The sequence below is a fragment of the Acinetobacter sp. YH12064 genome (assembly GCF_013419735.1).
Taxonomy (GTDB): Bacteria; Pseudomonadota; Gammaproteobacteria; order Pseudomonadales; family Moraxellaceae; genus Acinetobacter; species Acinetobacter amyesii.
Genome location: NZ_VOZP01000012.1, coordinates 61,322 through 83,557, shown reverse-complemented (window position 1 = coordinate 83,557; position 22,236 = coordinate 61,322). Strand labels below are relative to the sequence as shown.

Here is a 22,236-nt window from a genome sequence, read left to right as displayed (position 1 = left end):
AACCTTCTCCCAAAGGGAGAAGGAAATATAAGGAATTTAAACCACCAAATTCACTAATTTATTCGGCACAACAATCTCTTTCTTGGTTGGACCAGTCAAGAATTGCTGAACTTCAGGTAATGCTTTTGCTTGTGCCAAAATGTCATCTTTAGAGGCATCGACAGACACTTCTAATTTGCCACGAAGTTTACCGTTCACTTGCACTACAATCGTCTGTGTATTGCGAGTCAGCGCAGATTCGTCTACAGCAGGGAAGCGTGCTGATGTTAATTCGATACCAAACTCAGCCAATAAGGTTTGGCTTAAATGTGGTGCAAAAGGAGCAAGTAAAGTTAGAAGGGTAATGATTGATTCACGTGCAACGGCAACGTCATTGTCATCTTTGGCTTCAAACTTATTGTTTGCATTCAAAAGTTCCATCATCGCAGCAATTGCGGTGTTGAAGGCGTGACGACGTGCAATGTCATCACCCACTTTTTGAATGGTTTCGTGTGTTTTACGACGCAAGTCTTGTGCAGCGGTAGATAGTGTCGCTTTGTCGATGTTTGCAGCAGAGTTGCCTTGTTCAAGGAAACCAGATGCTAGGCGCCATACACGTTTTAAGAAACGGTTTGCACCTTCAACACCTGCGTCAGACCATTCTAGTGATTGATCTGGTGGTGCCGCGAACATCATGAATACACGTGCAGTATCTGCGCCGTATTGATCAATAATCGCTTGCGGGTCGATACCGTTATTTTTCGATTTCGACATTTTTTCTTGACCGCCAACCACGACATCTTGACCATCACCTTGATATTTCGCAGAAATGATACGGCCTTTTTCATCACGTTCTAAATCGATGTCAGCAGGGTTAAACCAAGTCTTCTTACCTGAATCAGCTTCACGGTAGTACGTATCAGCCAACACCATACCTTGTGTTAAAAGGTTAGTGAATGGTTCGTTACCTTGAACGACGCCTTCATCACGCATCAATTTGTGGAAGAAGCGTGCATAAAGTAAATGAAGAATTGCGTGTTCAACACCACCGATGTATTGGTTCACAGGTAACCAAGTTTGACCCGCTTCAGGTTTCACCATACCGTCAGTGAAATCTGGAGATGCATAGCGTGCATAGTACCAAGATGATTCTACAAAGGTATCCAATGTATCTGTTTCACGACGAGCATCGCCACCACAGCATGGGCAAGTGGTTTCATAGAACTCAGGCATTTTGTTGAGTGGATTGCCTGAACCGTCTGGAACCACGTCCGTTGGCAATACAACTGGAAGTTGTTCTTCAGGTACTGGAACCTGACCACATTTTTCACAGTTGATCATAGGAATTGGACAACCCCAATAACGCTGACGAGAAACACCCCAGTCACGTAAACGGAATTGAACTTTTACATTTGCAAGCTTTTGAGGCTCAAGTTTTGCAAGGAATGCATCGAATGCGCCTTGGAAATCTAAACCGTCAAATTCGCCTGAATTCACCAGTTTGCCTTCTTTAGAACCGTACCATTCTTGCCAAGTGGTTGCGTCAAAGTCTGCATCGTCTGCACCTTTGGCATCAATCACTTGCTTGATGGTTAAGCCATATTTGTTGGCAAATTCGAAGTCACGTTCATCGTGTGAAGGCACTGCCATCACCGCACCTGAACCGTAAGACATCAAGACGTAGTTTGCGATCCAAACAGGAACTTCTTCACCTGTAACTGGGTGCTTCACAGAAAGACCAGTTGCCATGCCTTTCTTTTCAGCAGTCGCAAGATCAGCTTCTGCAACAGAACCCATACGGCATTCTTCAATAAATGCAGCAAGCTCTGGGTTGTTTTCCGCAGCTTTAAGTGCCAGTGGATGCTCTGCTGCAACCGCAACATAAGTCACACCCATGAGTGTGTCAGCACGAGTGGTAAATACAGTTAAACCATCTGTATAAACGTCTGGATTCGCTGAAGGGAAGGTAATTTCCATACCCTGTGAGCGACCAATCCAGTTACGTTGCATGGTTAAAACTTGCTGTGGCCAGCCGTCTTTTAATGTTTCTAAATCGTCAAGTAATTCTTGCGCATAGTCAGTGATGCGGAAGTAGTACATTGGAATATCACGTTTTTCGACCAATGCACCAGAACGCCAGCCACGACCATTTTCAACTTGTTCGTTTGCTAAAACAGTTTGGTCTACTGGGTCCCAGTTCACTGTTGAAAGCTTACGGTAAATTAAACCTTTTTTATAAAGCTGTACGAATAACCATTGTTCCCAGCGGTAGTATTCAGGTGTGCAAGTTGCAAATTCACGATCCCAATCTACAGACAAACCAAGCTTTTTCAACTGGTCACGCATGTAGGCAATGTTTTCAAAAGTCCATTTTGCAGGAGCGACTTGATGTGCAATTGCCGCGTTTTCAGCAGGCAAACCGAAAGCATCCCAACCCATGGGTTGTAGCACAGTTTCACCTTGTAAACGGTGGAAACGGCTGATCACATCACCAATGGTGTAGTTACGCACATGACCCATATGCAGTTTGCCACTTGGATAAGGGAACATAGAGAGGATATAACGACGTGGTCCTTCTACTTGGTCGGCAACTTTAAAGGCTTTGCGATTTTCCCAGTCTTGTTGGACTGTAGGTTCAATCGCACTGGCTTGATATTCAGGGTCAATGTGAGTAGTCATAAACGTAAATAGAAATAACGGTTAAAAAGTTTGTGCTACAGCATAGCGCAAAATACGCCTAGAGTGAATTTTGCGATGCTGTGTAGATGTAAATAATTTAAGTCAAAATTGCAGACTTTGGCGTAAATTATTGTGGTGCGGAGGCTACGGCTTGACCTTGGCGGAGCGCTGCATTGGCTTCGCGTTGTTGTTCCGCCAGTTGCTCATTTTGTTCATTCGACTGTTCGGCTTCACGTGAAACCTCTTCTTGGTTTTTTGCTGGAGTTGATTGCGTAGTCGTTGTTGCACCATAGGTATTCACTTTACCTTTACGCTGCGCATTTTTTGGCGGTGGCGTGGTGGTGTAATGCGTTGAACCTTTTGCATCCACCCACTTGTAATATTCTTTCGCTGAAAGGTCCAAACTGGTCAGGCAAAATGCCATGCTAGATAAAATACAGGCAGTGCGAGCAATCGTCGTCTTCATCATAAATTCAGTCCCAAAGTTAGAGTGATCATGCAAAATTATGCTGAAAATTTTGCGCTTTTTTGACAGCAGAATCTATGCATTTTTTAGCACAAAGGATAAAAGGGGCATCGTGTGGGATGAATAACTTTGTGAATGATGAATTGGGGGATTTATAAGCAATCAAAATATTGTGTTTTTATCATTTAATCCATGCCTTAAGTTGAAAGTGAGGCAATTGAATTAAAAATCCACAGCAATTCATTTAATTTATTTATTAGATTTATAAAAGTATTTTATTAAATACATGCTAACTGGTTATAAATAAACAAACTACAAAGAATGCAAAGAACGGGAGTGTGCTTAAAAAATAAACGGTCTGTAAGTAATCAGAAAAAAGCCCATTTTTAAACTTGACTTTAATGGTTGAAACTACAAAAATGCTGTCTTTAGTTTTATATGCCTTAGATCGATCACCCTTCGAATGAGTGCATTTTAGCAATGGACTTCTTCTCTAGCCGAGAGGTTGAACAAAGCCAACAAAATATGTTTATCCCAACATGTTTTAGACCCCATATTGCTCAAACAGCAAGCAGGTCAGATTTTTTTCTTATTGCTATGAAAACTATGAAATTTGTGTGCTATAACAGAGCACACAGTTAATGAATTAACCACGACAAATGCCCTCCATTTGTGCGTGAAAAAAGATTAGGGTGAATCACGTTGGAACTTTTATCTGGTGGTGAAATGCTTGTTCGCGCTTTAGCGGACGAAGGCGTTGAACATGTTTTTGGATACCCAGGCGGCGCAGTACTGCATATTTATGATGCGCTATTTCAACAAGAAAAAATCAATCATTACCTAGTGCGCCACGAGCAAGCTGCTGGTCATATGGCTGATGCTTACTCACGTGTCACAGGTAAAACAGGTGTCGTATTGGTGACATCTGGTCCTGGTGCAACAAATACCGTAACTCCAATTGCAACTGCCTATATGGACTCAATCCCAATGGTGATTTTGTCAGGTCAGGTTGCAAGCCATCTTATCGGTGAGGATGCGTTCCAAGAAACGGATATGGTCGGTATTTCGCGCCCAATCGTAAAACACAGCTTCCAAGTACGTCATGCAAGCGAAATCCCTTCGATTATTAAGAAGGCATTTTATATCGCTTCAAGTGGCCGTCCGGGTCCTGTTGTTGTTGATATTCCAAAGGATGCGACGAATCCTGCAGAGAAATTTGCTTACGAATATCCTGAAAAAGTGAAAATGCGTTCGTATCAACCGCCGCATCGTGGTCACTCTGGTCAAATTCGTAAAGCAATTGATGAATTGATTCATGCTAAACGCCCAATTATTTATTCAGGCGGTGGTGTGGTTCAAGGCAACGCTTCTGCACAGTTGACAGAACTTGCACATTTATTGGGTTATCCAGTAACCAGTACTTTAATGGGTCTTGGTGCGTATCCGGGCAATGATGAACAGTTCATCGGTATGTTGGGTATGCATGGTACTTATGAAGCCAATATGACGATGCACAATGCAGATGTGATTTTGTGTGTAGGTGCGCGCTTCGATGACCGTGTAACCAATAACCCAGCGAAATTCTGTCCAAATGCGAAAGTCATTCATATTGATATTGACCCAGCAACGATTTCAAAAACAATTATGGCGCACATCCCAATTGTGGGTGCAGTAGAGCCTGTATTGACTGAAATGTTGGCGCAATTAAAACAATTGAATGTGTCTAAACCAAATCCTGAAGATATCGGGGCTTGGTGGAAACAAATCAATGAATGGCGCCAAGTTCATGGTTTGAACTATGACAAACCAACTGATGGTTCGATGAAGCCACAGCAAGTTGTTGAAGCGTTGGATAAAATTACCAATAGTCAAGCCATCATTACTTCAGACGTTGGTCAACACCAAATGTTTGGTGCGCTTTACTACAAATACACACGTCCACGTCAATGGATCAACTCAGGTGGTCTAGGAACCATGGGTGTAGGTTTGCCATATGCTATGGCAGCTAAACTTGCCTTCCCAGATCAGCAAGTAGTGTGTATTACTGGCGAAGCATCGATTCAGATGTGTATCCAAGAACTATCTACATGTAAGCAATATGGCTTGAATGTAAAAATTCTATGCTTGAATAACCGTGCATTAGGTATGGTTAAGCAATGGCAAGACATGAACTACGAAGGTCGTCACTCAAGCTCGTATGTTGAGTCACTTCCAGACTTCCCTAAATTAATGGAGGCGTATGGTCATGTAGGTATTCAAATTGACCATGCAGATGAACTCGAGTCGAAGCTTGCTGAAGCGATGGCGATCAATGACAAGTGCGTGTTTATTAACGTGATGGTTGACCGTTCAGAGCATGTATATCCAATGTTGGTTGCTGGCCAGTCAATGAAAGATATGTGGTTAGGCAAAGGAGAGCGCACACAATGAGACATATTATCTCTGTACTTGTAGAAAACGAAGCAGGTGCGCTTTCACGTTTGGTAGGTTTATTCTCTCAGCGTGGTTATAACATTGAGACATTAAACGTAGCGCCAACAGAAGATCCGACGCTTTCGCGTTTGACTTTAACCACGTATGGCGATGAGCATAAAATTGAACAAATCACCAAACAACTCAACAAGCTTGTCGAAGTTGTTAAAGTTGTTGATTTGTCTGAAGGTGCTCATATTGAACGTGAATTGATGTTAATTAAAGTCAAAGCACTTGGTTCAGCGCGCGCAGAAATTAAACGTACTGCGGATATTTTCCGTGGACAAATCGTAGACGTAACACCAACGACATATACCATTCAAATCGCAGGTACAACTGAAAAGATAGATGGTTTTATTGATGCCTTAGCTGAAAATACAATTCTAGAAGTTGTACGTTCAGGTGTTTCAGGTATCGCACGTGGCGAAAAAGTTTTAACTATCTAATTTTATATTTTCACCTCACTCCTATGGGTGAGGTACTTGAAACGTGAATAATCAAACAGAATCACGTTATCAAGTTAAAGGAAACAAAAGCATTTTAGCGGAGACAGCAATGCAAATTTTTTACGATAAAGACACAGACTTATCTATCATCCAAGGCAAAAAAGTAGCAATCATTGGTTATGGTTCACAAGGCCATGCTCATGCGCTTAACCTTAAGGATTCAGGCGTTGATGTAACTGTAGGTCTACGTGCTGGTTCTACTTCTTGGAAAAAAGCTGAAAATGCTGGTCTTAAAGTTTCAGAAGTTCCTGCTGCTGTAGCTCAAGCTGACTTAGTTATGATTTTGACTCCAGATGAGTTCCAATCACAACTATACCGTGACGTAATTGAGCCAAACATCAAGCAAGGTGCAACGCTAGCATTTGCTCATGGTTTCTCTGTTCTTTATAACCAAGTTGTTCCACGTGCTGACCTTGACGTAATCATGGTTGCTCCAAAAGCGCCTGGTCATACTGTACGTTCAGAATTCCAACGTGGTTCAGGTGTACCTGATCTTATCGCTGTTCACCAAGATGCTTCTGGTAATGCACGTAACGTTGCGCTTTCTTACGCTTCAGGTGTTGGTGGTGGCCGTACTGGTATTATCGAAACTTCATTCCGTGAAGAAACTGAAACTGACCTTTTCGGTGAGCAAGCAGTTCTTTGTGGTGGTGCTGTTGAATTGGTTAAAATGGGTTTCGAAACTCTTGTTGAAGCTGGTTATGCACCAGAAATGGCTTACTTCGAATGTCTACACGAACTTAAATTGATCGTTGACTTAATGTTCGAAGGCGGTATCGCGGACATGAACTACTCAGTATCAAACAATGCTGAATATGGCGAATACGTAACTGGTGTTGAAGTAATCAACGAACAGTCTCGTGAAGCTATGCGTAATGCACTTAAACGTATTCAATCTGGTGAATACGCGAAGATGTTCATCCAAGAAGGTGCGTTGAACTATCCTTCTATGACTGCTCGTCGTCGTCAAAACGCGGCGCATGGTATCGAAGTAACTGGTAACAAGTTGCGTGCGATGATGCCTTGGATCCAAGCGAACAAAATCGTTGATAAAGAGAAAAACTAATTTTTTGAATCAATTGATTTGAATACGAAGACCCACTCATTTTGAGTGGGTTTTTTAATATCTAAAGTTACTTGCCTTAAAAATAGAAAAGCATACTTTTCTATTTTTGCGTACCTTGGATCCAAGTGAACAAAATCGTAGACAAAGAAAAGAACTAAGTTCTGATATCTAAGTCAAAAAAGCCCTTGTTTTTAACAGGGGCTTTTTTATCCCTTATAAAAGACGGCATCAAGGCTACGTGCCTCAAATGATGTAAGCGATACTTACATCATTTTCGCGCCTTGGATCCAAGCGAACAAAATCATTGATAAAGAGAAAAACTAATTTCTTGAATCAATTTATTTGAATACGAAGACCTACTCATTTTGAGTAGGTTTTTTAATATCTAAAGTTACGTGCCTTAAAAATAGAAGAGCATACTTTTCTATTTTTGCGTACCTTGGATTCAAGCGAACAAAATCGTAGACGAAGAAAAGAGCTAATTTCTAAGCCAAAAGGCCCCTGATTTTAACAGGGGCTTTTTTTTCCTCATAGAAGAGAAAATCAAGGCTGCGTGCCTCAAATGATGTAAGCGATGCCTACATCATTTTCGCGCCTTAGATCTAAGCGGACAAAATCGTAAATGTATATATCATCAATATTATTCCACTAATTTCAATTAAGAGTAGTCCAGTAATTTCAATTCAGTGTGATCTATTAGGTTCACAAAAAAAGCGAGATTCTAAAATTCTCGCTTTAATGTTAGTTTTGAAGCAGCTTTAATGATTTTAAAAACAAAATCTCTAGGTTTTTCACATTTAGAAGATTTTAATGACCCATTTGAATGCACTGGTTTTGGTTTTTATGATTCGGATGTACCGACATCCTTAGCAATAGGGGCATTCCGTAATCAGTTTTCTAGAAAGTATGTGATTTAAAGTTTGACTAGAACCGCTTTAAATCCACTCATGTGGTCACATTATGGGGATAGTTACAAAGGTGTTGTGATCGGAATTGACACATGCAAAGCAGGCCTTGAAGATGGTGATCAATTTATTATTCCTTCAACAAAAGGGGAGTTGAGATATTTAAAAACAGCGCCGAAGCAGGCCAATGTGGCAAGTGTTGAAAAATTAATGTCGGTAGGAAATTCAAATATTTTAAATTGGGATAATGAAGAGGTTTTAATAAAGCATAGTTTGCTTTATACAATGCAGGAATGGGCATATGAAGAGGAAGTACGTATTGTAAAAATATTAGCGATGCTCAATTCGGGTATCACTTTTCTACAAAAACACATGCATATATCAATGACCAACTTTGGCAAAGAGTCCAATTGCAAACGCGTCCAATTTATACATTAAAATTGCCTGAAGAAGCCTTTGTTGAAGTATATGTTGGGAAAAATGCATATATTGATCTTAGAAGAAAGCAAGAGCTTGTGAAGCCCGTAATTGATCATAAGGTAGATCAGTTTGAATTGCTGAAAGATCTATGTATTGAATCTAATATTGGTTTGAAATGCATTTCATTAGATTTGGAAACATGGTCTTTAAAAGTGAATCAAATTTAATTTGATGGTTTTGAGTCATGGGTGGTTTCAAAACTCCTATATTTGTGTCAGCTGTGTTGAATTTAGGTTGTGATAGAGTAGGCATTATTCATGCTGCATGGAGTGTGTAATTGCAATGAAAATATCAAAACTCTCTCTTTTACTCGCTCTTTGTCTACCAGTGGTGAGTTTTGCACAAGATGCTGAGATAGCACAACCTGAGTTAAAGCCTTTACCTGAGGTTCGGATATCCATGCAGCGGATGCTTCGTTCGACTGAAGGGCGCTATTTCTTAGATTTGTATGCTGGCATTTGGAATCCGCATGGGACTTTAACTGATCTACAAGAACCAAAACAAATTAACTTTAAAGGGACTCAAAAAGCTGATTTTATTGACATGAATTCAGTCAATGTTGTGACTGAACAAAGTGCTGCAACAGCTTATCGATTGGCAGGAACCTTGAATGCCAATACAGGCTCGTTTAAAGCTGAACTGATGGAAAAAACGGCATCACCATCTACAAGTTATCTACAGTTTGAACCTGCATTTAAAGCAGTAGATAAACCTATCCTGCTGTTTAAGTTTTATGGGGTGCAATCCGCAGACCAACCTTATGGGAAGTCTCTAAAACGCGTAGATGTGATTAATAAATCAAATGGCAAAGTTTTGCAGTCGTTACAAGGCTTTAATGCCTTTGGGAATAGTATGGGATTCTTAGATGTAAACTTTGATGGATACTATGATGTTGTACTTTCAGATACCTCTGATGGTCGAAAAATAGAAGATAAGCGATTTATTTATTGGATGTACAATCCTAAAACGAAGAATTTTCAACGTTCACCGCAATTGGAGAAAATTGCTGGCTTCCCAAAATTAAAAGGAGAGTTGCAGCAGATCGACTTTGGATCAGGTCAAATCTTTCGAGTCGATCAAGGATTGCTTTATCCAGTCAGTGAGTAAGTTAAATTTTTTTAAAAGCCCCATAACTTGGGGCTTTTTTTATTTATAGAATTTTCTAAAGAAGAATTCAGGCAGTTTTAAAAGAGGTAGTCCGTATTTTGAATAAAAAAGCAAAGTAAAATGAGTGTTGAAAGAGAGGCGGTGAATTTCTATATATGTGATAATTCACGTAATAAATGAGATTCTAAAAATTTGAAAAACAAAAACTGAAATCTCAAGAAAGAAAATATGATTTACAAAAGCTTAACATTGGAAACTAAGACGTGTTTCAAAACCTGTAATTAATACAAAGGCTCAGTATTTGGTGACGTAATTCTTGTATTGCGTTTCAAAAGACATACCTGAAAGTAGTGATTATATATTTAAGATTCTATTTAAAATTTAAATTTAATCGGTCTTTACTATTAATGTAGTTGAATATTCACGTAATATTGTTTTGTTTGAAAATTATTTTGAACTATTTCACAAATATTTGGTGAAATATGTAACAGCCTATATTATTTTTAATGTTACTAAATTTAATAAAAACAATAAGATATAATATACCAAAAAATAGGGATATGAAAAAAATCCCCAAAATTTGGGATAAAGAGAAAAATTAAATGAAAATATAAAAATTAAAAATATTTAATATATTACAAACACATAATTTAAATATTTGTAAAAAATAATATTACATGAATATTCGTGTGAAATTTCCATATTAGGTTCTTTTTTTCTCAACATGATTAAGAATGAATCAGCACCTAGGGAAAGTAAGATTAATTAGTTTTTCTTAAAAATATCCTTTGATGCACATACTAATAAATCTCATATGAGAATGGAGAAGTGAAATGTCTACATCTAAAATTTTAACCGCAGTACTATCTGCAACATTGTTCGTAGCACTTCCAGCAACATCTGCAATCGCTGGTGGTAAAAAAGAATCTAAACAATGTGGCGGTGCGCCGTGTGAAGGCGAAATCGACATCGAGTTACAGATTCTGAAAGCATGTGAGCTTTTGGTAGGTAAAGACATCAAACTCGTTGAAGACAGTTATACAGGTGCTAGTAGCTTTCAAGTTACAACAAACACTCCATATACACTGAATTTATCTACAATGAATGCAGGCACAAGTGCAGATACTTTTGTAAAACATGAAACGACTACTGATAAAGTAGCTACAAAAATCACGACTACAAAAGGTGGTGTGAATTATCCAATCGGCTCTACACCTGTAGCTGGTATGAGTGTTGATAACTTCACAGTATCTGTTGCTCCAAAAACTGCAATTTCAGCGACTCAACGTGCTGGTACATACAAAGATACTTTATATATCAAAGTAGCTTACTAATCCAAATTTAGGGAGTTGATTCTACACAGTTAGGGTCAACTTCTTTTTATTTTGAATTGATAATAATATTTAAATGTACTGGGGTGAGTATATGAAAAGTTTATTCAAAGTCGTTTCATTAAGTTTAATGACTTGCTTATTGAGTGCTCAAATATTTGCAGGTATTTCAATTAGCCCTGTGCAATTATATTTAACCGATAAATCTAAACAACGCAGTGCGACATTTACTTTGGAATCGAAAGGGGATGATGAGACACCACGTATTTTTGAAGCTAAAGCATTTAAATGGACTCAAAATGCTGCAGGTGAAGATATTCTTTCACCTGAATCCAATATTATTATCAATCCGAAAAATTTCATTCTAAAACCAAAATCAAAACAAATGGTTCGTGTGGGTTTTACTCAATCTGTAGAGAGTATGAATCTACAACAAGAAGAAGCATGGCGTATTATTTATACTGAGCTACCTCAAGTGACGAACTCTGAATCGAAAATTGCACTGTTATTAAGTATTAATGTGCCATTTTTTGTCGGCAAACAAGAACCAGCTTATTTAAAATTTATTGCCAAAAAAATGAATGGTCGCACCATTATTCAGGTTGAAAATTTAGCAAAATCACACATTCAAATCCAAAAACTTTATGTCATCGATAAAAGCAAGAAAACAGTCGCTGAATCTTCCGATATGAAATATTTATTGGCATTAGGTAAAAACCAATACGACATCGGGAATGTTTCTTTACAAGGCGCTAGTAATTATAAAGTCGTTGTGGAAACAGATAAAGGTGACACTCCTTTGGAGTTTAATTTAGTTGAGTAGTGGCTATGAACAGAATTACATTGCTTCTATATTGTATTTTATGTGCTAATTCTGCTAATGCAGAAGCCGTTGATATGCCTGATGATTTGTTTCCAACCAGTATTTGGGTAAACGAAGTAGACCGCAAGAGCGAAGTATTATTACTGACTGAAAATAACAAGTTTTATATAGAGTGCGCAGATCTTGATAAGCTGCAAATCAAAGTAGAAATTCTGAAACGACATGCAACTAAAAATTCATTTTGTTTGGTAACGGATCAAGATATTCAGTCTGGATTTGATCCTCAATTGCAAGCCGTCAAAATTAATCTTCCATCAAAATATTTCTTTGGGCTAGAAACTGATACCTTAATCAGCCAGCCGATGCCTGCAAATTTTGGTGCATTTCTTAATTATGAAATGCATTTTGAAAATAATACTCAACATAATAATTTTGGTGTGCTACCTGAACTGGGCGTGTTTAAAGACAATTGGATTTTAAGAAATAATGCCTTTTATCGAAATAATAAAGGGGATGATTATCGTGAAGAAAAATTCGTCAGGTTAAATAGTAGTCTTGAGTTTGATTTTTCTAAAAGTGCGACCAAACTGATTATTGGTGATACGACCTCTGCATATAGTGCATTAATTCATGGTGTGCGATTTGGTGGTTTGAGTTTTGGTACAGACTATACATCACGTCCAGATTTCGTGTATTGGAATATTCCAAGTCTAAAAGGTAGTGCGGTTTTACCTTCGACTGTTGATTTATATATTGATGGCGTAAATATTTATCAGAAAAAGATTTCACCTGGAGATTATAACTTACAAACAGGTGCCAATATTGAAAGTGCCGGTACAGCGCAAATGGTTGTACAAGATGTATTGGGGAATACTACTGTTAGAAGCTTCCCGGTATTAATTAGTAGTAAATTGCTTAAAGAAGATTTAAATGATTACAACATATCATTAGGGAAACTACGCTTCAGTTATGACGAAGAAAATAGTGATTATCGCGATTTTTTTAGTTCAGCCTATTGGCGTAGAGGTGTCACCAGTCGTACCACGTTGGGTGCAAGTGCAACCTATAGTGACAAAGTAAAAAATGCAGGACTGCTATGGACGCAAGCGGTCAATCGATGGTTTGTTTTAGACAGTATTTTTTTAGGCAGTAAAACCGATAATGACGATGGCTATTCTGCTGGTTTGGCTATCAGTCGTAATTTCGGGAAACTCAATTTTGGTGTGAGTTCACGCTACGCTACAAATGATTATCGGGCGTTGGGCTATGAAGATAATCATATTTTTCCAAAATTTGAAAATATGGCGTATTTAAGTTTTGCTAATTTTCCATTCTTTCAAAATTTAAACCTGAACTATATCGAACAAACCCAGTATGAATCTAATGATCCTTTATTTGAATTAGAGGATCGCAAAATGCTTACAGTGGGTGTGAGTCGCGAAATTACACAGAATTTAATGTATACCGCCAATTATTTTAAAGAATTTGGTGATAGCGATGACTCAGGTGCCTTTATTACATTTTCTTATAATTTTGGTGGTGGTAAACGTATTCAGGCTGATGTAGGTATCAATAAATCCGGCAGTGTACGTTTCATCCAAAATGCATTTGGTGAATATGGTGCAAATTATGCGCTCGGTGTGGATTATCGTAATGATGAAACGGTATTAAATGCCTATGGTGGTTTGTCCACTAATGTTGGTGATTTAACCTTGAGTCATCTCTATAGTGAAAATGATTCAACAACACAGGTTGGCTACCGTGGTGCTATGGTGTGGTTGGGCGGTCAATACGCATTGACCAGTTTTGTAGATAATGCCTTTGCTTTAGTGAATGTTGGTGGTCGTGAAGATATTGATGTCATGCGATCAATGTCTCCAGTCGCGAAAACCAATAAAAAAGGCTATGCCTTTGTACACGATATCGTTCCTTATATTAATTACGATATTTCATTCGATGAAAATCAATTGCCGATCGAAAGCAAAGTTCCAAATGCTGCACATCGTTTAGTTGCGTTAAGACAGCGTGGTTATAACATTAATTTTTCAGTATTTGATACACAACAAATATTGGTCAAAATATTGGATGAACAAGGTCATCAATTTGTGGCTGGAAGTGAGGTTGCAATTGATACCCCAGAAGCTGATGTTTATCCAGTGGGTTCAGATGGCACGGTGATGTTATATGGTTTGGTTGAAGGCTACTACAAGTTGACGGTGAGGACCAGTGGTGGTCGATCTTGCCAAACAGCATTAACAGTGCCGAAAAAGGTAGAAAACCAAACTCCTGAATTAATTACATTGCAGTGTAAATAAAGGAGTATTTCCAATGAAAAGTATTTTACTCATCTCAGCAGCGTTATTTAGTTCAATAACATTTGCAGCACCGAGTCGCTGTGAAATGGGACGAATCAGTGAAACCAATATGCGCTTGGCGAATTACTATAATAGTCAAGCGGCGAGTTCATTTAGTGTCGATTGTTCCGGTAAATACCGCATACGCTTTAATAGCCGAAATTTGCAGGATACTTCGGGCAGTAGTTTTGTGACGAATGGCCCGATTAAGCTCAAAACACGGATGACTGTTTCTGGTGCGATGGAAAATCTGTGGAATGTTTCTACCGAGCAAGGCGCTGGCAAAAATAACTATGTGATCGCTGTGCGCTTGGTGGAGCGAGTGAATGCAACGACACCTGCAGGAGTCTACCGCGATACGGTCTTTGTAAATATGGTGTTTTGAGAGGCTTAGCGATCGATTTTTTTCATGGCTAAGGTGATTATATGTTAAATGCTGAATTTATACCGTTAGATTGAAGCTTGAGGATAGATATTTAGGTGAATCTTGGGCTTCAATCTAAGAAGCTTAATTTTCTGCTATGCGTATAAAGTCAGAAATGAAGGAAATTTGATTTCAGCATATGCTTCCCCGATAACAACTTTAGACACCGTTTTAATCAGTTATTTGATGAGCTCGATATACACGCTAAATGGTCAGTTCCTGCGAAATGGGAAGTGGATGTTACTCCATTGGAATGTCTAAGCTTACAGCGTGTAGCCGAAGAAGCATTAACCAATATTGTGAAGCATAGTCATGCGACCGTGGTGCAGATCCGAATTTATTATGAAAACACGGCATTGGTAATGGAAGTAGAAGACAATGGCGTGGGGTTTGATGTGGATCTGGTCAATCAAGCCGGTTTGAGTGTGGGGCTTCGTAGTATGAGTGGGCGTTTAGAGCTGATGAACGCAGATATGCAAAACACTTCTCGTGTGGGTCAGACGATTTTAAAAGTGATTAAAAATTACGGATAAATCATGATTTTGTAGAAGAAATTAGTCAATTTTTTCAATAAACTGTCATCAAATAATCATCAAAATGAAAAAAACTGCTGCTTAAACTGTGACTATACATTTATAAGAAGCATGTAAGATCATGACAGAATCGGCTATCAATTTAGGGCATATGCAGGATGAACCTGCACGCTTTCAATTTCAATTTAAGCATATGCAATCACGAATGGATGTGCAAACGGTCTCAACTTTAATCCGTCCAGGTCTAAAAATCGCCATTGTTACAGATACGTGGGCGCCAGAAATTAATGGTGTTGCACATTCTTTATTGCAGTTGTGTAAAGGCTTGCAGCAACAAGGCAACTCAATTTTTTTAATACGTCCTGAACAGTCCGAAAGTTGTCATGATTTCAGACCTGATCAAGAGTGTTTGGTTCGAGCGCAGTCGATTCCTAAATATTCAGGTTTACAATTTGGCTGGCCGCAACTAATTAAACTGAGTAAAGCTTTAAAAAAAGCCCAAGTCGACATTGTGCATATAGTCACTGAAGGGCCTTTGGGTTTTGCCATACTTCAATTGGCGCGTTCTTTACACATCCCTGTGTCTAGTGGTTTTCACTCGGCCTTTCATGACTTTAGTCGTTTCTTTGATTTAGCGTTTTTAATGAAGCCTGTACAACATTATTTACGATGGTTTCATAACAATACTCAACTCACCTGTGTCCCGAGCCAAGATACTGCGGATGCCTTGCATCGATTAGGTTTTAGTTGTCCATTGGTGGTGGTGGGGCGAGGTGTGGACCATAGTCGATTTTCTCCCTCACATTATCGAGCAGAACTGAGACAACAGTGGCAAGCAGATGAACATACCCGCGTGATGCTCTATGTCGGTCGGCTATCTCCTGAAAAAGAGGTGGATGTTTTAATTTCAGCCTATCGTTCGATGTTGGCCATGGATGCACGAACGAAATTGGTCATTGTGGGGGATGGGCCAGATCTTGAACGATTAATGCAACTGGCAAAATCCCTAGATGTTATTTTTATGGGAAGTTTAAGTGGTCAGGCTTTATCGGAAGCCTATGCCAGTGCGGATGTTTTTGTTTTCGCAAGTCAGGTTGAGACCTTTGGTAATGTGGTTTTGGAGGCAATGGCCAGCGGATTGCCGGTGATTGCATATAATGCCGCATGTGCCCAACTGCACGTGAGAAATCAGCAAACGGGATGGTTATGTCACTTATCTCGAACCGATGAATTTATTCGTCTCATGCAGCAATTGCCGCAACGGGCTAAATTAAAAACCATGGGCATCGAGGCGGCAAAAGACGCTGCTAAAATCGGATGGCAATATCCCGTACAGCAATTTGAGCAAGCGCTATATCGCGTGGTGGATCAAGCCATGATGAGCCAATGGAGCTAGCGCTATTGGTTATATAGAGTAGTTGTGAATCCTCATAACCAATATTCATTGAACTGTCATCAAAGCATCATTGCACTGTCAAAAAGAGAACCTAAGCTGAGTCGAACACAGATCTCAACTTGTAAAAATAACAACACAAATCTAGCTCAACCCCAACACAGTCAGGCTTTGACTGTAGATAGGAGATTAGCGATGAATTTTAAAAATGCAAAAACAAGAATACTGCACCTCGATTTAAAAGGCTGTATTTATCTCAATCATTTTTCACATCAACAAGTTGTCGCTGACATATTTAAAATGGTGAGTCGACTTGGTGATGGTGTGTTTTGGTATGTCATGTTGGCGACGGTCTGGATCGTGCAGGGCATGTCTTACAGTGTACAAATCGTCTATGTATTACTGGGTGGTTTCGTCGGCACCTCGATCTATAAACTCCTCAAAAAGAAAACTGTGCGCCCAAGACCGTACCAAGTGCATCAAGTGATTCGCTTAGGTGAACGCCCTCTAGATCATTTTAGTTTTCCATCGGGGCATACTCTACATGCGGTCATGGCAACAACAGTGCTGGGCTATATTCAACCCATGTTGTTGGTCTTAATGTTGCCCTTTAGCTTATTGGTGGCATTATCCCGCATGATCTTAGGATTGCATTACCCGAGTGATGTTGCCGTCGGTGCTGCAATAGGCGCTGCAGTGGGTGCCGCAATTATTCTCTGTGCACCACTTTTAGGTTTGGTTTTATAGTTTGATGTGGAGATCTTAATTGCAAAATCTGGTAATAAAAAAATTAAAAGGGTTTATCACGTCCAATTGCTGAAATTTGTTAAAGTAAGCCATCATTCTATAGACGATGTTAGGAAGACCCATGGGTTTACGCTGGACAGATACCATTGATATCGCAATTGAGCTGTATGAAGCTCACCCTGATGTTGATCCGCAATGGATTCGATTTACTGACCTACATGCATGGGTATGTGCATTGCCAAATTTCACTGATGACCCAGAAAAGTCGACTGAAGGTCTGCTTGAGGGAATTCAGATGGCCTGGATTGATGAGGCAAGTTAATCCCTACATCGAAAAAAGCAATTTTTTTGTATAGCAAAAGCAGAAAATAGCGCATTATTCGGTATAATGCGGCAAATTTTTCACGTCAAATTGACTTAAGGAGCCTCTCATGGCTATTGAACGTACTTTATCTATCGTTAAACCAGACGCAGTTGCTAAAAACCACATCGGGGACATCTTTGCTCGTTTCGAAAAAGCTGGTCTTCAAATCGTTGCAACTAAAATGAAACACTTGACTCAAGCTGAAGCTGAAGGCTTCTATGCTGAGCACAAAGAACGTGGTTTCTTTGGTGACCTAGTTGCATTCATGACTTCTGGTCCAGTTGTAGTTTCAGTTCTTGAAGGCGAAAACGCAGTTCTTGCTCACCGTGAAATCCTTGGCGCAACTAACCCTAAAGAAGCTGCTCCTGGTACTATCCGTGCAGACTTCGCTGTAAGCATCGACGAAAACGCTGCTCACGGTTCTGACTCTGTAGCATCTGCTGATCGTGAAGTTAACTACTTCTTCGCTCAAACTGAGATCGCTCCACGTACTCGTTAATTCGAAGTATTCAAACCAGATAAGTGGTATACTGCTTGTCTGGTTTTTTTATTCTCTGAATAATTCTTTGCTCAATAACTGAGCTTCTCCTTTGATCTTTAGACATGGTTTAGGTAATTACACATGAGTACTGAAGTAGTCGCTACATCAGCTGTTTCTGATGCACAGCAACAATCTCCATCCGCTCCTACGCAGCAAAATACTGTGAAGAAAGTGAATTTACTGGGCATGTCACGTCCACAAATGGAAAAATTCTTCGAAGATATGGGGGAGAAAAAGTTCCGTGCTGGGCAGGTGATGAAATGGATTCATCAGTTCTTCGTGACTGATTTTGCTGAAATGACCAATATTTCTGGCAAATTGCGTGAAAAACTAGAAAAGATTTGTGAAATTAAAGCGCCTGAAGTGGTGCATAAAAATTACTCAAAAGACGGTACTCGTAAATGGGTGTTCCGTGTAGGTGATGGTGCAGGTTCATTGGTTGAAACTGTACTCATTCCAGCAGAAGATAAAACCGGCGCACGTAAGACCTTGTGTATTTCGTCACAAGTAGGCTGTGCACTGGACTGTTCATTCTGTTCAACTGGTAAACAAGGTTTCCAACGTGACTTGAGCCAAGCTGAAATTATTGGACAGCTTTGGATGGCGAACTTCTCTTATATGGAAGATGTGCCAGTTGCTGATCGTGAACGTTCAGTGACCAACGTGGTGATGATGGGTATGGGTGAGCCACTATTGAACTATGATGCCGTATTGAATTCAATGCGTATCATGCTGGATGACTTTGCGTATGGCATGTCGAAGCGCCGTGTGACTTTATCAACCTCAGGTGTGGTACCTAAAATTGACCAATTGGCACAAGACATTGATGTAGCCTTGGCCATTTCACTCCACGCACCAAATGATGAATTACGCAACGAACTTGTTCCGATCAATAAAAAATATCCGTTGGAACAGTTGATTGCAGCGTGTCAGCGTTATATCGCCAAAGATGGTAATGAAAGTTCTCGTAAACACGTGACTATCGAATACGTGATGTTAGATGGTGTAAATGACCATCCTGAACATGCACAGCAAATGTTAAAGCTGTTGAAAAACCTCCCAAGCAAAATTAATTTAATTCCGTTTAACCCGTTCCCGCATGCGCCATACGGTCGTTCAAGCCGTAACCGTATTATTTCTTTCCAAAAAACTTTGTCTGATGCCGGTTTTGTGTGTACGATTCGTCAGACACGTGGTGATGATATCGACGCTGCGTGTGGACAACTCGTGGGGCAAGTTGCTGACCGTACTCGTCGTGCGGAGCAATGGAAAAAGAAAGTTGCGCAGCAAAATGAGATACTGCGCTCACAAGGATAATAAAGAGGCAGCCAATTGAAAAAGTTAACGTATAAGTTCACTTTCGTTTCAGCTTTATGTGCATCGGTTTTGGCATTAACAGCATGTCAAACGCCTGAGATTGGGAAAAAAGACCCAGAGAAAGCCGTAAAAATCAGAACGCAATTGGCTGTTGAACACCTGAAAGCAGGGGATTTGGACTCTGCTAAACGCGCATTAGATCAGGCTTTAGAGGTGGATTCTCGTGATTCTCAGGCCAATATGATGATGGGTGTCTTACTACAGCGAGAAGGCAGCCCAGCCAACTTAGAAAAAGCAGATAGTTATTTTAAGCGTGCAATTTCAGCAGACTCAAAAAATTCTCAAGCACGTAACAACTACGGTACGTATTTATACCAAGTTGAGCGCTATAATGATGCGATTGAACAGTTCAGCATCGCAGGTTCAACTTTAGGTTATGATCAACGTTTCAAAGCATTGGAAAATTTAGGTCGAATTTACCTGAAAGTGGGTGATGTGGCGAATGCTGAAAAATCATTCAAACAAGCTTTGCAGGCTAATCGTGATTCTTATGTTTCAATGTTAGAGTTGTCTGAAATCTTTTATTTGAATCAGCAGTTCCCTGCTGCTACACAAATGTATGAACAATTTGTACGTGCAGTAGGACAAAAAAATCAGGGTGCGCGTGCACTCTGGATTGGCATTCGAACAGCGCGTGCCAATGGCGACAATTTGGGTATGCAAGTACTGGTCAACCAGTTACGTGCTTTGTTCCCAGAAAGTCCTGAATACCAACGCTATTTGCAATTACAGTACAGTACTGAGGCCGTATGGAAGTAAATCCTAATTCACCGCAATCGAATGGTTCGAGCGTAGCTCCAAATGCATTAGGAAATGTACAACGCCCAGGTGAGTATTTACGTCAAGTACGTATTACGCAAAAACTGGAACTTGAAGCTGTCGCATCAGAACTCAATATTCCATTAAAAACACTGACTGCACTTGAGCAAGATGATTATAAGTCATTGCCTGAAGCGACCTTTATTAAAGGTTACTACCGCACTTATGCCAAATATTTAAAAGTTGATGCAACCAATATCATTCAACGTTTTGATGATATTTATGCTAACGATACGGGTTTGTTGCCAAATCACGCGTTAAACAATTCACCGATTAAAATTATGGGTAAATTACCCGGTTCTAACCGTGACCGTAATCGTAAATGGATCAAACGTGGTCTGATTGCATTGGCGGTGTTGGTAGTCATTGGTGCGATCGTGGCGGCGATTCAGGGCATGACCTCGGGCAGCGATAATGAAGACGCTGTGACCAATGATGTCGCTTCAGAAGTTCAAGTCCTCGACATGAATGGCGGAAATGCAGCGGTTAGTGGCGATCAATTGACATTGACCTTTAGTAGCCCGACTTCAGTACATATTGTTGATTCGACGGGTAAAGTTTTGGCGACAGGTCGTCAAGCATCGACGCTCAACTTAAACGGTGAAACACCATTCCAAATTCGTTTGGATGATGCAACAGCAGTGTCATTAAGCTTAAATAATGAAAATATTTCATTGTCACCATATACCGTAAACGGCAAAGCAGATTTCCGTTTATCACGTTAAGGGACAACAGAGCAGACTGAACAATGATTGAAAATCCAATTAAGCGCCGTCCAACGCGTAAAATTAAAGTAGGTTCGGTGTATGTCGGTGGTGATGCGCCGATCAGCATCCAAAGTATGACCAATACTGAAACCTGTGATGTCGAAGCGACCGTGGCACAGATTCAGCGCTGTGTAGACGTCGGTGCGGACATCATGCGTGTTTCTGTACCAAGTATGGAAGCTGCAGAAGCTTTTGGTGAAATTCGTAAACGTGTGCAAGTGCCACTGGTTGCCGATATTCACTTTGATTATAAAATTGCTTTACGTGTTGCAGACCTTGGTGCAGATTGTTTGCGTATTAACCCGGGTAATATTGGTTCTGAAGCCAAAATCCGTGAAGTGGTTGCTGCTGCACAACATAATGACATCTCTATGCGTATTGGTGTCAATGCAGGTTCGCTCGAAAAAGATATTCAAAAGAAATATGGTGAGCCTACAGGTCAGGCCTTGCTTGAATCTGCAATGCGCCATATTGATATTTTAGACCGTTTAAATTTCCATGAATTTAAAGTGTCAGTCAAAGCATCGAATGTATTCCTGACGATGGATGCGTACCGTTTGTTGTCTAAACAAATTGATAACCCATTACACTTAGGTGTGACTGAAGCAGGTGTCTACCGCACGGGTTCAGTCAAATCTGCTATCGCTTTAGGTGGTTTGTTGATGGAAGGCATTGGTGACACCATGCGTATTTCATTGGCAGCAGAGCCTGAAGAAGAAATCAAAATTGGCTTTGATATTTTAAAATCATTGGGCTTACGTTCAAACGGCATTAACTTTATTGCATGCCCAAGTTGTTCACGCCAAGAGTTCAATGTCATCAAAGTCATGCAAACATTGGAAGAGCGTTTAGAAGATATTCGTACCCCAATGGATGTATCGGTGATTGGTTGTAAAGTAAATGGTCCGGGTGAAGCCAAAGAAGCCGATATTGGTGTAGTAGGTGCAAGTCCGCGTTCACTGGTGTATCGTAATGGCGAAAAGAGCCATTTAATTGACACAAATCAGTTGGTTGACGAAATCGAAGCGATGGTTCGTCAACGTGTTAGCGATCTTGAAGACGCTAAAGCTAAAGAGATTATTCGCACAAGTTTTTCTGAGTAG

21 protein-coding genes are annotated in these 22,236 nt (G+C 39.9%); 19 read left to right on the top strand and 2 right to left on the bottom strand.

Going from position 1 to position 22,236, the window contains the following annotated elements; all coding sequences use genetic code 11:
- Nucleotides 1–36 precede the first annotated feature (36 nt).
- Complete coding sequence (leuS, locus tag FTU13_RS12580; protein ID WP_180128453.1) at nt 37–2,658, bottom strand: leucine--tRNA ligase; 2,622 nt, start codon at nt 2,656–2,658, stop codon at nt 37–39.
- 127 nt (nt 2,659–2,785) lie between these two features.
- Entirely contained in the window at nt 2,786–3,127 is a 342-nt protein-coding gene (locus tag FTU13_RS12575) for a DUF4124 domain-containing protein (protein ID WP_249708160.1), read from the bottom strand.
- Nucleotides 3,128–3,826: 699 nt separating this feature from the next.
- Between FTU13_RS12575 and FTU13_RS12570 the strand changes: the two genes are divergently transcribed.
- From FTU13_RS12570 to ispG, 19 genes are all read left to right on the top strand, one after another.
- Nucleotides 3,827–5,554 carry an acetolactate synthase 3 large subunit gene (locus tag FTU13_RS12570; protein ID WP_078192673.1) on the top strand — a complete coding sequence of 576 codons (1,728 nt, stop codon included), beginning with the start codon at nt 3,827–3,829 and terminating at the stop codon, nt 5,552–5,554.
- Nucleotides 5,551–6,042 (top strand): acetolactate synthase small subunit, encoded by a 492-nt coding sequence (ilvN, locus tag FTU13_RS12565; protein ID WP_078189625.1) that lies wholly within the window; start codon nt 5,551–5,553, stop codon nt 6,040–6,042. The genes FTU13_RS12570 and ilvN overlap by 4 nt, the downstream gene beginning before the upstream one ends.
- A gap of 109 nt (nt 6,043–6,151) precedes the next feature.
- Nucleotides 6,152–7,168 (top strand): ketol-acid reductoisomerase, encoded by a 1,017-nt coding sequence (gene ilvC, locus FTU13_RS12560; RefSeq protein WP_078192867.1) that lies wholly within the window; start codon nt 6,152–6,154, stop codon nt 7,166–7,168.
- A 947-nt stretch (nt 7,169–8,115) separates the two neighbouring features.
- Entirely contained in the window at nt 8,116–8,511 is a 396-nt protein-coding gene (locus FTU13_RS12555; protein ID WP_180161117.1) for a DUF2971 domain-containing protein, read from the top strand.
- Complete coding sequence (locus tag FTU13_RS12550; RefSeq protein WP_180128457.1) at nt 8,484–8,720, top strand: hypothetical protein; 237 nt, start codon at nt 8,484–8,486, stop codon at nt 8,718–8,720. The genes FTU13_RS12555 and FTU13_RS12550 overlap by 28 nt, the downstream gene beginning before the upstream one ends.
- 115 nt (nt 8,721–8,835) lie before the next feature.
- On the top strand, nt 8,836–9,660 hold the full coding sequence (locus FTU13_RS12545) for a hypothetical protein (protein ID WP_257226757.1): 825 nt from the start codon (nt 8,836–8,838) through the stop codon (nt 9,658–9,660).
- 833 nt (nt 9,661–10,493) lie between these two features.
- Nucleotides 10,494–10,994: a hypothetical protein gene (locus tag FTU13_RS12540; protein ID WP_078192670.1), complete on the top strand. Its 501-nt coding sequence runs from the start codon at nt 10,494–10,496 to the stop codon at nt 10,992–10,994.
- Between the two features lie 91 nt (nt 10,995–11,085).
- Nucleotides 11,086–11,814 (top strand): molecular chaperone, encoded by a 729-nt coding sequence (locus FTU13_RS12535; RefSeq protein WP_180128459.1) that lies wholly within the window; start codon nt 11,086–11,088, stop codon nt 11,812–11,814.
- Nucleotides 11,815–11,819: 5 nt separating this feature from the next.
- Nucleotides 11,820–14,129 carry a fimbria/pilus outer membrane usher protein gene (locus FTU13_RS12530; RefSeq protein WP_180128460.1) on the top strand — a complete coding sequence of 770 codons (2,310 nt, stop codon included), beginning with the start codon at nt 11,820–11,822 and terminating at the stop codon, nt 14,127–14,129.
- Between the two features lie 13 nt (nt 14,130–14,142).
- On the top strand, nt 14,143–14,553 hold the full coding sequence (locus FTU13_RS12525; RefSeq protein ID WP_180128461.1) for a hypothetical protein: 411 nt from the start codon (nt 14,143–14,145) through the stop codon (nt 14,551–14,553).
- Nucleotides 14,554–14,825: 272 nt separating this feature from the next.
- A complete protein-coding gene (locus tag FTU13_RS12520) occupies nt 14,826–15,125 on the top strand; it encodes an ATP-binding protein (RefSeq protein ID WP_180128462.1) in 300 nt (99 codons plus the stop codon).
- 118 nt (nt 15,126–15,243) lie between these two features.
- The gene (locus FTU13_RS12515; RefSeq protein ID WP_373423901.1) at nt 15,244–16,521 is read left to right on the top strand and encodes a glycosyltransferase family 4 protein; all 1,278 of its coding nucleotides are present in this window, start codon (nt 15,244–15,246) and stop codon (nt 16,519–16,521) included.
- Nucleotides 16,522–16,713: 192 nt separating this feature from the next.
- The gene (locus FTU13_RS12510; RefSeq protein ID WP_180128464.1) at nt 16,714–17,265 is read left to right on the top strand and encodes a phosphatase PAP2 family protein; all 552 of its coding nucleotides are present in this window, start codon (nt 16,714–16,716) and stop codon (nt 17,263–17,265) included.
- Nucleotides 17,266–17,386: 121 nt separating this feature from the next.
- Entirely contained in the window at nt 17,387–17,587 is a 201-nt protein-coding gene (gene iscX, locus FTU13_RS12505) for a Fe-S cluster assembly protein IscX (RefSeq protein WP_078189615.1), read from the top strand.
- Nucleotides 17,588–17,696: 109 nt separating this feature from the next.
- Nucleotides 17,697–18,128 carry a nucleoside-diphosphate kinase gene (ndk, locus tag FTU13_RS12500; protein ID WP_078189614.1) on the top strand — a complete coding sequence of 144 codons (432 nt, stop codon included), beginning with the start codon at nt 17,697–17,699 and terminating at the stop codon, nt 18,126–18,128.
- 123 nt (nt 18,129–18,251) lie between these two features.
- The gene (rlmN, locus tag FTU13_RS12495; protein WP_180128465.1) at nt 18,252–19,487 is read left to right on the top strand and encodes a 23S rRNA (adenine(2503)-C(2))-methyltransferase RlmN; all 1,236 of its coding nucleotides are present in this window, start codon (nt 18,252–18,254) and stop codon (nt 19,485–19,487) included.
- Between the two features lie 15 nt (nt 19,488–19,502).
- Nucleotides 19,503–20,306 (top strand): type IV pilus biogenesis/stability protein PilW, encoded by an 804-nt coding sequence (pilW, locus tag FTU13_RS12490; protein ID WP_078189612.1) that lies wholly within the window; start codon nt 19,503–19,505, stop codon nt 20,304–20,306.
- Nucleotides 20,297–21,091, top strand: a complete 795-nt coding sequence (locus FTU13_RS12485) for a RodZ domain-containing protein (protein WP_180115845.1) — start codon at nt 20,297–20,299, stop codon at nt 21,089–21,091. Before pilW ends, FTU13_RS12485 begins: the two co-directional genes overlap by 10 nt.
- Before the next feature lie 23 nt (nt 21,092–21,114).
- Nucleotides 21,115–22,236, top strand: coding sequence for a flavodoxin-dependent (E)-4-hydroxy-3-methylbut-2-enyl-diphosphate synthase (gene ispG, locus FTU13_RS12480; RefSeq protein ID WP_078192661.1), 1,122 nt, complete (start codon nt 21,115–21,117; stop codon nt 22,234–22,236).

What these genes read in the sequence shown, in the direction of transcription:
- leuS (WP_180128453.1), bottom strand. Translation starts at nt 2,658, where the DNA reads ATGACTACTCACATTGACCCTGAATATCAAGCCAGTGCGATTGAACCT.
- FTU13_RS12575 (WP_249708160.1), bottom strand. Translation starts at nt 3,127, where the DNA reads ATGATGAAGACGACGATTGCTCGCACTGCCTGTATTTTATCTAGCATG.
- ilvN (WP_078189625.1), top strand. Translation starts at nt 5,551, where the DNA reads ATGAGACATATTATCTCTGTACTTGTAGAAAACGAAGCAGGTGCGCTT.
- ilvC (WP_078192867.1), top strand. Translation starts at nt 6,152, where the DNA reads ATGCAAATTTTTTACGATAAAGACACAGACTTATCTATCATCCAAGGC.
- FTU13_RS12555 (WP_180161117.1), top strand. Translation starts at nt 8,116, where the DNA reads ATGTGGTCACATTATGGGGATAGTTACAAAGGTGTTGTGATCGGAATT.
- FTU13_RS12545 (WP_257226757.1), top strand. Translation starts at nt 8,836, where the DNA reads ATGAAAATATCAAAACTCTCTCTTTTACTCGCTCTTTGTCTACCAGTG.
- FTU13_RS12540 (WP_078192670.1), top strand. Translation starts at nt 10,494, where the DNA reads ATGTCTACATCTAAAATTTTAACCGCAGTACTATCTGCAACATTGTTC.
- FTU13_RS12535 (WP_180128459.1), top strand. Translation starts at nt 11,086, where the DNA reads ATGAAAAGTTTATTCAAAGTCGTTTCATTAAGTTTAATGACTTGCTTA.
- FTU13_RS12530 (WP_180128460.1), top strand. Translation starts at nt 11,820, where the DNA reads ATGAACAGAATTACATTGCTTCTATATTGTATTTTATGTGCTAATTCT.
- FTU13_RS12525 (WP_180128461.1), top strand. Translation starts at nt 14,143, where the DNA reads ATGAAAAGTATTTTACTCATCTCAGCAGCGTTATTTAGTTCAATAACA.
- FTU13_RS12510 (WP_180128464.1), top strand. Translation starts at nt 16,714, where the DNA reads ATGAATTTTAAAAATGCAAAAACAAGAATACTGCACCTCGATTTAAAA.
- iscX (WP_078189615.1), top strand. Translation starts at nt 17,387, where the DNA reads ATGGGTTTACGCTGGACAGATACCATTGATATCGCAATTGAGCTGTAT.
- ndk (WP_078189614.1), top strand. Translation starts at nt 17,697, where the DNA reads ATGGCTATTGAACGTACTTTATCTATCGTTAAACCAGACGCAGTTGCT.
- rlmN (WP_180128465.1), top strand. Translation starts at nt 18,252, where the DNA reads ATGAGTACTGAAGTAGTCGCTACATCAGCTGTTTCTGATGCACAGCAA.
- FTU13_RS12485 (WP_180115845.1), top strand. Translation starts at nt 20,297, where the DNA reads ATGGAAGTAAATCCTAATTCACCGCAATCGAATGGTTCGAGCGTAGCT.
- ispG (WP_078192661.1), top strand. Translation starts at nt 21,115, where the DNA reads ATGATTGAAAATCCAATTAAGCGCCGTCCAACGCGTAAAATTAAAGTA.